At 41.6% G+C, this 12020-nt stretch carries 10 protein-coding genes; 5 read left to right on the top strand and 5 right to left on the bottom strand.

The window, feature by feature from the left end:
- Window positions 1-91: 91 nt before the first annotated feature.
- Window positions 92-775 carry a hypothetical protein gene (locus tag AS141_RS06050; protein WP_198293499.1) on the top strand — a complete coding sequence of 228 codons (684 nt, stop codon included), beginning with the start codon at window positions 92-94 and terminating at the stop codon, window positions 773-775.
- 232 nt (window positions 776-1007) lie between these two features.
- On the opposite strand, the gene AS141_RS27025 is transcribed toward AS141_RS06050, so the two are convergent.
- The gene (locus AS141_RS27025; RefSeq protein WP_232424832.1) at window positions 1008-1211 is read right to left on the bottom strand and encodes a hypothetical protein; all 204 of its coding nucleotides are present in this window, start codon (window positions 1209-1211) and stop codon (window positions 1008-1010) included.
- 216 nt (window positions 1212-1427) lie between these two features.
- On the opposite strand from AS141_RS27025, the gene AS141_RS06040 reads away from it, so the two are divergent.
- The gene (locus tag AS141_RS06040; RefSeq protein ID WP_057936712.1) at window positions 1428-2627 is read left to right on the top strand and encodes a hypothetical protein; all 1200 of its coding nucleotides are present in this window, start codon (window positions 1428-1430) and stop codon (window positions 2625-2627) included.
- A 34-nt stretch (window positions 2628-2661) separates the two neighbouring features.
- On the top strand, window positions 2662-2829 hold the full coding sequence (locus tag AS141_RS26520) for a hypothetical protein (RefSeq protein ID WP_157243400.1): 168 nt from the start codon (window positions 2662-2664) through the stop codon (window positions 2827-2829).
- Between the two features lie 195 nt (window positions 2830-3024).
- On the opposite strand, the gene AS141_RS06035 is transcribed toward AS141_RS26520, so the two are convergent.
- The gene (locus AS141_RS06035; RefSeq protein WP_057936711.1) at window positions 3025-3354 is read right to left on the bottom strand and encodes a carboxymuconolactone decarboxylase family protein; all 330 of its coding nucleotides are present in this window, start codon (window positions 3352-3354) and stop codon (window positions 3025-3027) included.
- 218 nt (window positions 3355-3572) lie between these two features.
- On the opposite strand from AS141_RS06035, the gene AS141_RS06030 reads away from it, so the two are divergent.
- Complete coding sequence (locus AS141_RS06030; RefSeq protein ID WP_057936710.1) at window positions 3573-3782, top strand: RNA polymerase sigma factor; 210 nt, start codon at window positions 3573-3575, stop codon at window positions 3780-3782.
- Between the two features lie 307 nt (window positions 3783-4089).
- Here AS141_RS06030 and AS141_RS06025 read toward each other — a convergent pair whose 3' ends face one another.
- The 3 genes from AS141_RS06025 to AS141_RS06015 are packed head-to-tail and all read right to left on the bottom strand — an operon-like array spanning window position 4090 to window position 10399.
- The gene (locus tag AS141_RS06025; protein ID WP_057936709.1) at window positions 4090-5916 is read right to left on the bottom strand and encodes a RagB/SusD family nutrient uptake outer membrane protein; all 1827 of its coding nucleotides are present in this window, start codon (window positions 5914-5916) and stop codon (window positions 4090-4092) included.
- Between the two features lie 15 nt (window positions 5917-5931).
- The gene (locus AS141_RS06020; protein WP_057936708.1) at window positions 5932-9315 is read right to left on the bottom strand and encodes a SusC/RagA family TonB-linked outer membrane protein; all 3384 of its coding nucleotides are present in this window, start codon (window positions 9313-9315) and stop codon (window positions 5932-5934) included.
- A gap of 55 nt (window positions 9316-9370) precedes the next feature.
- Entirely contained in the window at window positions 9371-10399 is a 1029-nt protein-coding gene (locus tag AS141_RS06015) for a FecR family protein (RefSeq protein WP_057936707.1), read from the bottom strand.
- 467 nt (window positions 10400-10866) lie between these two features.
- On the opposite strand from AS141_RS06015, the gene AS141_RS06010 reads away from it, so the two are divergent.
- Entirely contained in the window at window positions 10867-11538 is a 672-nt protein-coding gene (locus AS141_RS06010) for an RNA polymerase sigma factor (protein WP_057936706.1), read from the top strand.
- The last annotated feature ends 482 nt before the right edge of the window (window positions 11539-12020 follow it).

Raw genomic sequence — 12020 nt, 5'->3', positions numbered from 1 at the left:
ATAGAATAGGAAGTCAGATGCATGCTTTTTGAAACCCCTTCCTTAGTTTTGGGCAGTTATTAAGTTATTCCCCATTGAAAACTTTTCTAGAATGGAGCTGAAACATGGATTTTATCTGAAAACTAAAAAAGAACAGGTCTGGATTCAGGTAAAAATAGGATTTATTGCTTTACTGATCCTCCTGTTGGTTTTTCTCATTTGTTGGAAGACTGGGCTTTTTCTTCCCTTGATTTTGGGCATTCCGATAACCCTGTCCCTCGTAGCTCCCTTTTTTGATGTGCCGGCGCTAAAAAAGAGCGGGGATTTGATTTATCATTCCCCATTGTTTCTGGCTGAAAAGCCAAAGAAGGGTAAAATTGTCGTGCATGGGGGGACTTTGTTTGATTATGTTTTTGTGATAGACCTGAGTCTCAATGGAAGACAGAGAAATAACTTGATTATGGAACAGTACCTCGAAGGATTGGTAAATCTGATTGATCATCTGCAAAAAGAGAATTCGGAAAACCTTACCATCCGGGGCACCAGCTATATCCTGAATAAGAGAACTGCCAAGAAAATCGGCTTTCAGGTAGTTCAGACCGATTTTTTCCAAAGATGTATTTTGCTATACAACTACTTCAATCTTCTGGTTGCTAGTTCATTTGCAAAAGGTAAACTGACCTTTCCAAGTCTGGGGGAGACCCAAACCTTTGAGGCCAGGCTTTGGGATCTGATGCAGAGAAGGGATTTTATTAACTGCTTGAATAAGAAATTAAAGCAAAGACAAATGGTTTAATTTACTGTCAAAATCCAATTCAATTGGATTTTGAAAGAAGTAGATCAAATGTGAACCTTAGTGATGGGGCCTAGTGAATTATTGAAAATCCTTTTCTCCTGATGGTTCAAACTTCATCAAAAAATCTGAATTGCCAGAAGTCCATTTCCAGCTGCTCCGCCGTCGCTAATGGCTGAGGTTATGAATACGGTTTCGGCAATTTCTTCTTTGCTGGCACCTGTGTTTTGGCATTTTAGATATGGGACTCCATGCAAAAGGCGCATTGGGTAGTCAATGCAACGGCAATGGACATCAATTCCCAGTATTTGACAGGAATTAGGCCATAAGTTCGTTCTGGTATGTGTTTTAAATTCAAAAAAGCAGCTGATTCTTGGGATGCAGATTCCAGCAACTCTTTAGTATAGCTCCGGTCTTTTGGACTTTGGTATTCTTTCATTTGAATAGAGCTTAATGGTTCAATGATTGTGGAGTATAAAGATAATAAAGGTGAATAGCCAAAATTGCCTGCGCTGAATGCCCAACTTGGCTTTGGAGACTAATTGGAACGTCAGAAAAGGAGACAGTGATTCCCAGTTGCTGGATTTGATATCCAGATAAATTTGAATTTACAGGTTGGCCTGATTACAATTGTACTGTTAAAATTTTCTCAACTATGGATTATTCCTCCCTACTCAATAAATGCAACAGAGTCAGTGATTTTTCTGAGCCTGTATTAAACAGGATCATGTATTATGCTGCGGAGCGGAACAAACTGGATCAGCGTTTTGATTTGCTGGTCAAAAGGCATAAAAAGGTTTTTGGAAGAGCAGGTAAAGCAAATCAAGCGATGTTTAAAACCCAATATGTTATCCATGAGCTATTTAAAAACAAAGGACTTATTCATAAATACCTGAACCATGCTCAGATCAAGGCTTTGCCCAAGGAGGAATATGAATATTTGCAGGAGCAGGCAGAGAATCCTTGGAGGTTTACCTATTGGTTTGTACGGGACAATCCCTATCCGGATTTTTTCGAGTCAGTGGATATAATCACAGGAGAGGAGTTTTTATTGTATTCTCCAGGGGCAAGTCGGACATTGGGAGAACAGGGTGTCCTGATATTTGGCGGGTTGATCAGTTCCAATGGGGATTGTTATCAGACCTATGGCCCCTTGATAGGATTCAGTAGTTTTCAGGCTGATGATATTTTCTTTTACGCCGGGGAACTGGATCCTGGAATTGAGACCATTGAAGAGCTGGCAGGTTTGATTGAAAAGGATCTGTTTTCCTTCTTGTTGCTTTCAGTTTACTCAACTATTCCCCTAATGCAGCACCAAGGTCATGAAATGCTGTATGTTCAATCGAGTATGGATGCTAATTCTTTTGAGATGGATCTATGGAAGGATGCCTTCCGGGTGGAGTATGCATCCGATATCTTTAAAATGAGCCTGAAAGAACTGGAGGGATTTCCTCATTATGCCTGTGTGTATTTTGATGAAGAGCTGGAAGAAATGACACTCAGTGCCATGACGGACTTTGGATATGACAGCTTGGTCGGGGAATTGAACAGGTTGGGAGTGGATGCTCCAGCTGAGCCTCATATTCGATTACATGTATCCATGAAATCAGCCATAGAGCAAATTACCGGTAAGGATCCGGAATTGCTTTCTTATGAAGGTCATTTCAGCCAAGTGTCAACCGGACAGGAAGACAGTCTGGAACTGGATGCAATGAACAAGTTCCTGGCAGAGCTCATGCCGGCTATCAACTCCAATACAAAAGTCAGTTTGGATGAATTGATCAGTAGAACGGGAGCTGATCCTGATGCCGCAAAAGAGATTTACGAGGATTTAATGAAGAAATTGAATAGGTGATGTTGACCGATGGCCGAAGTAGCGCATCCTGCCGATGCCGTTTTTAGAGGGGAAGAGTGTACATCCCCACAATGCCAAGGCCTTTATTGAAGAATTCCTGAGCCAGAATGGATTGGGTATAAATGAAAAGGGCCTACGGATGCAGCTGCTAGCTGATCCTGAGTCTGGAAGAAATAGAGGTCAACAAGAGCAGGAAGAATAAGTTGAATGGATATGATATATAGGGATTTAGAGAGATCCTGTTAAAGGGAAGAACGAATACGCTGAATGTTTGGACTAATGGTGTCCTGCTATGGGCAAACAAGACATTTCAGATCACTGATTGCAATCTCTCATGATTAAACCTTCTTGAAAATAGACCATCACCGATTCTGACTTTATCAAATAGCTTGACAAGCTAAACCTCATCGAACATACGCATGGCAAGTAATCCGTTTCCCACTGCCCCGCCTGCACGTATGGCTGAGGCTATAAAAACCGTCTCAGCTATCTCTTCTTTGGTGGCACCGGCTTTTTTTGCATTTTGGATATGCGATTCCATGCAGTAGGCACATTGTGTGGTCAGTGCCACGGCTATGGACATCAGTTCACGGTATTTAACAGGAATGATTCCATCGGATCTTTCTGCGGTATGCTTTAAGTTCATAAAAGCTGCTGATTCCTTCGGTGCAGATTCAAGTAATTCTTTGGTGTATTTACGGTCTTTTGGATTTTGGTATTCTTTCATGGTAGGGATTTTTGATTAATTATATAGCATTAGAAATTACGATGATTCCTGCTTTTAAAGCAAACATACCGATTGTAAGTAATTTAGGAAGCTGGTTTATTGGAAAAAGCCATTAACTGGATTTACTGCAATAAAGTAAAACTTAAACATTGCTTAACAGGATTTAAGTGTAATTTCCAGGGATATGATATTGATTTGGGAGGTTAAATCCCTTACCAATGAAGGAAGCAAGTGATGAAGAACTTTATGAAAGAATAAAAAAATCAGATCATTCAGCTTTCAATGAACTGCTTAACCGCTATTGGAAGAGTATGTTTGGTTTTACCTTTCGAATGCTCCAAAATCTTGAACAGTCAGAAGACATCGTCCAGGAAATTTTTTTAAGTATTTGGGAGAAAGCTCCGGAAAAAGAAATAAGACATTTATAAAGCTATCTTTTCTCTGCTGTTAAATACCAGGTGTCCACAGTGATTAGAGACAGAAAATGGGAGTTCTAATTTCAAATAATCCGGATTTTACCATCTTCAGAAAAAAAGACCGGCAAATCTGGTAGATACTAGTGGAGAGTTTAAGCTGGGACTGTAAACAGTTTATGACCGGTCCTATTTATCAATTGCTATGTTTTATATAGGTGATTTAGCTATAAATAATATTTCTAAGTTAAAGAAGGCCCAGCACAACTGGTATTTGCTCTGGGCCTTCTCTTTTTAAGTTAGGGATTCCTGATTGACGTTATTAGTATCCTGGATTTTGGACAAGTTCCTTGTTTCGGTCAATCTCACTCTGTGGGATAGGATAGAAGTAGTTTTTGTCCTCCCATGGTGCCCTTGTAAAAACTACTGACCTCTCATGAAAATCCTTGGAAGACAAATTCTCCCCTTTATTGATATTCATTCCGTGAAATGCCCCTCCCTGGTGATATTCTGGCTGGTCGGCTACTTTCCATCTCCTTACGTCCCAGTATCGATGGCCTTCAAACATCAATTCTATTTGCCTTTCCTTATAGATGGCCGTTCTCATCCCATCCTGACCTGTTTCCCCTTCATAGTCAGGAAGACCAGATCGATTTCTTAGCTCATTGAGGTAAAATACGATGTCTGGGTGACCGGGTGAATATTCGTTTAATGCCTCTATATAGTTTAAGTAAATCTCCCCAAGCCTAATGTTCATAGCCGGCCTTGCAAAACTCCGGTTATCCCGGTAGTCGTTGTTCGGATGGATGTTTTTCCTTGCGGTATAACCTGTTGAAGGGTAATCTCTTGTAGCTCCCTGTTTTCCCGAGTTGCCTGTGAAGAAAAATTCAACCACATTGCTCCATCCCGGGTTGGGTACCACGGGGCAATAGGATCCATTAAAGGTAACATTCACGTAAAACCTGGGCTCACGATCAACGTACATCTTATAAGTGCCTGGGGCATAATAGGCATTCCCTTCTTCTACAAACCCATCCTCTGAATAGCCACTGCCCGGATCCTCAATTTCCAACCCATTGGACATTCTGAACGCATCTACCATTTCCTGGGGCACTGCTATTCCGTTCCATGCATTTCCATTTGAATTTCGGGGCGAAGAATGTCTTTCCCAGTTGCCATACATGTCTGAGCTTGGCCTGAGCCATATGCCTTCGGTTTCCCATCCATCAAACATGAGGTTTCTATAGGATAAAAACCCTGCCCGGAATGGATCTTCATTTTCTACCCTATAAAGTGAATAGTATCCTAGGTCTATGACTGCTTTTGCTGCATCTGCGGCCATTTTCCACTTATTCTCATCATAGACCTGATTTATTAAACCCGTGCCATCGGGATTAACAAAGCCTGACAAATCAGTGTTACCATTTACCAGCGGACTTGCATTGAATAAAAGTACCTGGGATTTGATTGCCATTATAATTGGTTTGGTGATTCTTCCTGTCTGGGCTAAATCCAATTCCTGTGGATTAGTTGGATTCAGGTGTTGTTCTGGTACATCCACCATGGCGAGGTCCATTTCTGAAATAATATAGTCAACGCACTGATCCCATGTGCTGCGCGGTATCTGAAAATTCGCATCAGGGGGCAGAGAGGATTCTCCCATGAGGACGACAGGTCCATATTGCCTCAACAAGAGCCAATAATAATAGGCCCTAAGAAAACGGGCTTCACCCTTATATTGCTGGACTAGTCTACCGCCATTGGGCTCGGCAGGGATTTCCTGGTTTTTGTCCACATTCTCCAAGAATATTGCAGCATAGCGGATGGCTTGATAATAGCCAGACCAAACATTGTGGTTGGTGTTGTCCGGGGTCATTGCACCTGAATTAATTGCCGGGAAAGTCCAGGCATAATCTGCTTCATCGCTCTGTCCAGACCACTGTTGATCATAGGGCTGATTCCACATATCGGGCAAGGGATTATATATTCTGGCAAGCCATTGCTCAGTCATGCTTTTATTGGTGAATACATCCTCAAGAGTGGTGATGTTATCGGGTACTGTATCCAAGAAATCCTCCGAGCAGGATAAAATCATACATATTGATAGGATACCCAGGTATTTTCCGGCTTTATTTTTAATATTTTTCATAGTACAGATCAAATTTTATTGAAAACTAGCCCTCAACCCAATATTGAAAGTGGTCGTATTGGGGTAACTTGTCCCTCTTCCGTCCCCTAATTCCGGGTCCCATATTTTCCATGGGCTTAAGGTGAACAAATTGGTCCCGTTCAAATACAGCCGTAAATTCTTCATCCCGAACTTCTTGAGTTTGCCCATGTCGAAGTTGTAGGCAATTTCCGCATTTTTAAGGCGCAGGTAATCTGAGCGGAAAAGCCACCAGGTGCTTTCGTAGTAATTGGTGGTTATATCCTCTCTGGTGGACATCCGGGGATAAAACACATCCTGGGAGGGGTTTTCGGGAGTCCATCTATCCAATGCCATATCGTACAGGTTGCCCCGGGTCGGCCCATCATAGAACGGGTTGGTGCCCTGGCCCCCAGAGTACATAAAATCAACCAATCCTGCCCCCTGAAAAAACAAGACCACCTCAAACCGTTTTATCCCGGCACCAAAGTTCAATCCATACATGACCTGCGGAACCGGACCATACCCGATTGCCCTTTGGTCATAGGTATTGATTATGCCGTCTTCATTAAGATCCTGATATTTAATATCCCCGGGACGTACATCCCCGGCCTGCACTGCTGAATTTGCTATTTCCTCCTCATCCACAAACAGACTCTCAGCAATGTATCCGAACCGTTGGTCAATTCTGTGGCCCACCCGGTTCAGCCATGGATATTGCCACTCGGGCAGACCATCATGTACATTTTTGTTTTTATTATACGTGAACGTCCCCTGAAAAGTAAAGAAGTTTACCAGTGAGCTGCTTCCAAAATGTTTGTTGTAGTTCAATGTCAGATCAAATCCTTTGTTTTCCGTAATACCTATATTTCCATAAGGGGTATTGTCACCATACCCTGAGGCAGCCGGTATGTCGCTCAATTTCATAAGAATCCCATTTCTTCTTTCCTTGAAAAATTCGACAATAAAGGACAGGTCGTCATTGAAGAAATTCACTTCCAATCCCAGATTATGTCTTCTTCCGGTTTCCCAGGTTACATTAGAGCCAATCTGGCCTTCCTGCATCCCGTCATATCCCCTGGTATTGCCCGGAACCCCAAACGTATATCCGTCTCCCGAGTCGATCCTGGTCTGGAACAGGAACCTGTCGCTTGTATTGCTGTTGCCGGTCAGCCCAAAGGTGTACCTGATTTTCAGGTGGGAAATCACATTTTCCATCGGCTCAAAAAAGGACTCGTTTGAAATCACCCATCCAGTTCCAAATGATGGAAAGAACCCAAACCTGTTGTCAGGGGAAAAATTCTCTGAGCCGGAGTAGCCAAAATTCGCCTCAAAAAAATATTTGGACTTAAAGCCATAAGTTGTCCTGGCGGAGACCCCTCTCAGCCTAAACGGAATGGAAGAAACCAAATCCCCTGCGTCTGCATTGATATAATCTGATTGATAATAAAGCAGCATAGCAGATACATCATGGTCAGTCTGGAATGTACGGTTGTAATTCAGGGCTGATTCGGTGTAAAATTTTCTGTTGCCTCCCCTGGACTGTTCGAAACCCAATACATCGGACCCCTGGTCAACAAGCTCGGTAATAAGGTTCCCTTCTTCATCTCTACCGCTTGCATAGTAGGTCTGTACACTTTTTTTCCTGTTCAGATTGTTCCAGTTATATGCATCAAAGGAAAACATGGTAGTGAACCTAAGCCCTTCGGTGATCATTCCAAGATCTTGCTTCAGACGAATGTTGGATCTGATCGTGTTACGGTATTCCGTCGCATATCCCGACTGCGTAAGTGCTTTGTAGGGATTTTCAAATCCACCGGGTACCCGTGGCCACTGACCGTTGGAATACTGGGGCGGGGCTATATGTGGCGGGTTTTGGGTTGCAAGGTCAAACAGATACCCTGTTCCGACCCCAGGATAATTGGTGTTTATAATATAACCATTTATGCCCAGCTCAATATTTGTTGTCTTGGTCAGGTTTACATCCACATTCGTCAAAAATGTGTACCTGTCTAAAGAAAGGCGGTTATTGTAGGTTTCCACATTGCCTGCTTTGAACATGCCCGTTTCGGAGTAATACCCTGCCGAAACATAATATCTGGCATATTCTGAGCCGCCCCTGATATTTATGTCTGCACTTCTGTTCTGTGCATGTTTGTTGAATATCTCATCATACCAGTTCACATTGGGATATAGGTCAGGATCCTCGCCGGATTCAACCATCCTGATCTGCTCTTCTGTGTATTGCGCACTTCTACCTCTCATTGCCAATCCTTCATTGTAAAGCCGCATAAAATCTGGTCCATCAACAAAGCGGGGCAACTGGGTAAAGGAGCTCACGGCCTGGCGCACCTCAAAGTTTATTATCGGTTTTCCAATCTGGCCTGATTTAGTATTGATAATTATCACGCCATTGGCGCCCCTGGCTCCATAAACTGCGGTAGCGGAAGCGTCTTTTAGAATAGTAAAACTTTCTATGTCTTCAGGGTTGATGTTGTCTATGGGACGGTCAGGAACCCCATCCACAATCAGAAGCGGGCCCCGGGGGGATGATCCAAAAGTTGCAATGCCCCGGATAAAAATCTCAGAGCCATCATAGCCAGGCTCCCCGCTTCGCTGCACTGACACCAATCCGGCCAGACGTCCTCCAAGGGAATTGGTCAGATTACGCACCGGGAGTTTTAATTCTGCCGGCTTTATGGTAGACTGCGAACCTACCAGGCTTATCTTCTTTTGCTCTCCAAACCCAACCACTACAACTTCTTCCAGCGCCGCTTCATCTTCCCGAAGAATTATTTCGTATTCCTTATCGGCCCCGATTTCCACAATCTGCGTTTCAAATCCAATAAAGGATACTTCGATTTTGGGATCTGCCGTGATCAGATTAATCACAAATTCCCCGTCATTGTTGGATACAATCCCATTGGTCGTACCCACTTCCTTTATGTTGGCACCTGGAAGAGTGAGGCCATCAGGTGTTTTTACAACTCCTGATATTTCATGGTTCTTTGTGGATTGACTTTTCTGTTGGGCTACTTTTTTTTGGCTTTGCTTTACATGGATTACCTGGTTGATTTCTTTAAATTCAAGATCGTAAGTCTGGGATAGCCTGTCTAAGATATTGTTTAAGGATTGCTTGCCCTGCTTTAATTTAACATTTTCCACCCCTTTTAGTTTGTCCTTATCATAGGCGAAGGTGAAATCAGTTTTACTTTCTATCTCTGTAAATATTTCAAAAATAGAACCTTCTGATTTTTCCAGGTTGATGATCACATCTTCTTGCCAATATGGGTAGTAGGGGGAAGGCGTTTTTGCTTTTGATGTTGTTATAATGAAACAGAGCAACAGCATAATACTGCTATAACGCAATAGCCATTTTTTGCTAGGTATTTTTCTTACCATAATGATTTTGGGTTAATTGGTGAGGTTTATTGTTTAAGTTGATTCTTCAATTGCTCTATTGCTTAGACACAAAAACTTTGTCTGCTTTAATTTCAAATTGCAGCTCAGATGCATAAGCCAATCCTTTTAGGATGTCATCTAGTTTTTGATCTCGGTAGGTGGCACTGTAAAGGCCATTTAGGTCCAGGCTTTCATGATAGATGAATTCGACACCGTACCAGTTTGAAATTCTTTCAAAGACCACCTTATAGGATTCATCTTTGAACTTGAGTATGTTTTGCCTCCAGCCAAGAATTTGATCGGTGTCAAAAGCCCCTTTGGTAATTTTATTTTCCCCCAGGTCTATATAGGCTGCTTCATTAGGCAACAATCCTATTTCTTCTGCATTCTCTATCTTTACCTTCACCTTTCCGGTGACCAGCGCGACATGTCCACTGCCCCTTTTCTCATCCGTATTCATGTCGAATGAGGTTCCCAGAACCTTTACCCCAAACATGTCGGAAAAAACTTCGAACTGTTTTCCATTTAGTTTTTTAACCTCGAAAAATGCCCTTCCAGTTAGCTTGACCCGGCGGTCGCTTTCAAAATCACTTATATACTCCATCGATGAATGGGAGTCCAGCATAACAGAGGAGCCATCTGGGAGAATGATGTGTTTTCTTTCGCCTTTTTCAGTTATAACTTCCGTCCAACTATTTGAATGTAAATCGGTTATATAAGAATAAATCAATGTCCCCATTGTAAAAATCAAGGCAATTGAGGCTGCCATAGCCCATTTTGATAAGTGCCAGTTGGAATTAAGTTTTTTCGTTCCAATGTGATTTTCATTCTGATTATGCTTTACAGAAATTCCCAAAAGCTTTTCACGTATGCTATCCAGTCTGGAATCGTCAATTTTTTCCTCCCCTGAAAATTGGAAGGAGTTGATTATGGCTTTGGCTTTGTGAAAGTATTCTGCTTTGGAAGTGTTTTCATGCAGCCACCTATGCCACAATTCGGTTTCTTCCTGATTTTGGTGGTTTACCCACAGTACGAATGCTTGATTTTTCAAAAAATCAAATTCGTTTTTAGGATTAAAATTCATATTACCGGATTATACATTGCAAAGCCATTACTGACTTTACACTATAGAGAGCAAAACGATCAAAGTGACATCAAAAAAAAACAGGCAACTGTTTTTATTGCCCTTGGCAGGCAGGATCCATTTGTTCAAATTTTATCGAACCTGGAATCAGGGGGTTGAGTTTGTGTTTGGTGCAGACTGCAGCAAAGGGGAGATAGCGCCCGAAGATGTTGGGGAGCTTTATGGCTGAAACTTTCAAGAAACTATAAAATCATACCGGACTTCGTAGAGGACATAGGACTAATAAAAACTGGTAATTGGTTGGAAAGGAGTATCTGATTCAATTAAAGGTTCTTTATGTATGTAAATGTATGTTTCAGGGAAAATTTAGTTTCTTGAATTTTGAAGTTTACAAAATAATCAATTGATTAGCCTTTCCTTTTTAGTGATTTTCGGGATATAATCATGGAATAAAACAATAACCAAGCATGAACGCTAGAGAATTACAGCCTTATAACCACAGTCAGGAAAGCAGTTCGGAGAGTTCTTATCCGGCAGATAAGGGTAGGGATGATGAATTGTGGCTAAGGGTTGTTTCCGGTGATACAGAGAGTATTGGGCTACTTTATAACCACTATTCTTCCAGACTCTGCAAATATGGATTTCAGCTGACCAGTGAAGAATCCATTGTTTATGATGCATTACAAGATACTTTTCTCTATTTAATCCAGAAGGCTGAGAAACTCAGTTCAAGTGTAAATGTAAAGGCATATTTATTCGCCAGCTATAGAAGAAAAGTATTTTCGTTGCTCAAGGCGAATAGAAAAGAAAAAGTGGTTCATGACAAAATTTTGACAAATGAGACGTTTTTTGAAAACGGTGATTCCATATTGATGTCTGTCAATGAAGATTACAGACCGGAAATTAAAAAATTAATATCAGCGGCTTCAAAAAAGCTTTCGGCCAGACAACAGGAAGTTATATTCCTTCATTTCTATGAAGGGATGTCGTACAAGGATATAGCGGAGGCTATGGGGTTTCAGCATATTCGATCTGCAAGAAACCTGTTGTATAAATCAGTGGATATATTAGCCTATACCCTTAGAAAGTATAAGGGTGATATTTGGCCTTTGATAATTTTTTCGGCACTTCTTTCTTGATTGCCTTGCATAATAAACTGAGCTATTAGAAAGCTACTGCGATTCAGTCAGGACCAAAACAGGCAATTTGTATATTGTCTACTTTGAAAGAGTCGAATCTACAGCCAATGATGATCATTTGGTCTACGAGCCAAAAGCTTACGACTATTGTGGGGGTGGCAATATGGATTAAAGTTCTTTCTCAAATATGGCAGCTAGAGGAGTCAATGAAGTATACCCCTTCTTTGGTAGGACTGGTAATTCAGTCGATAGAACTTAGTTAAAAAGATATAAGTGGTGGCACAAGAAAATAACGCTTATCAGCTTGGCATTTGGTAGGATGGGGCTTGTGTTATTTAACTAGTATTCAAACAATTATCCTATGCGTGCAGGAATACTTAATAAGATAGATTCTGTACTGGCAGAGGTATGACTTGCCTTAAACCAAGTTTCATTATAGGGAAAAGGACTTTTGCCAGAACTGAAATGACAGTTACTTTGGA

The sequence above is a fragment of the Algoriphagus resistens genome, from assembly GCF_001442615.1.
GTDB lineage: Bacteria > Bacteroidota > Bacteroidia > Cytophagales > Cyclobacteriaceae > Algoriphagus > Algoriphagus resistens.
This window is presented reverse-complemented; position numbering and strand designations above follow the sequence as displayed.

Bases quoted from the DNA above. Each gene is read 5' to 3' on its own strand.
- AS141_RS06020 (WP_057936708.1), bottom strand. From the start codon at position 9,315: ATGGTAAGAAAAATACCTAGCAAAAAATGGCTATTGCGTTATAGCAGT.
- AS141_RS06040 (WP_057936712.1), top strand. From the start codon at position 1,428: ATGGATTATTCCTCCCTACTCAATAAATGCAACAGAGTCAGTGATTTT.
- AS141_RS27025 (WP_232424832.1), bottom strand. From the start codon at position 1,211: ATGAAAGAATACCAAAGTCCAAAAGACCGGAGCTATACTAAAGAGTTG.
- AS141_RS06010 (WP_057936706.1), top strand. From the start codon at position 10,867: ATGAACGCTAGAGAATTACAGCCTTATAACCACAGTCAGGAAAGCAGT.
- AS141_RS06030 (WP_057936710.1), top strand. From the start codon at position 3,573: ATGAAGGAAGCAAGTGATGAAGAACTTTATGAAAGAATAAAAAAATCA.
- AS141_RS06015 (WP_057936707.1), bottom strand. From the start codon at position 10,399: ATGAATTTTAATCCTAAAAACGAATTTGATTTTTTGAAAAATCAAGCA.
- AS141_RS06050 (WP_198293499.1), top strand. From the start codon at position 92: ATGGAGCTGAAACATGGATTTTATCTGAAAACTAAAAAAGAACAGGTC.
- AS141_RS26520 (WP_157243400.1), top strand. From the start codon at position 2,662: ATGCCGTTTTTAGAGGGGAAGAGTGTACATCCCCACAATGCCAAGGCC.
- AS141_RS06035 (WP_057936711.1), bottom strand. From the start codon at position 3,354: ATGAAAGAATACCAAAATCCAAAAGACCGTAAATACACCAAAGAATTA.
- AS141_RS06025 (WP_057936709.1), bottom strand. From the start codon at position 5,916: ATGAAAAATATTAAAAATAAAGCCGGAAAATACCTGGGTATCCTATCA.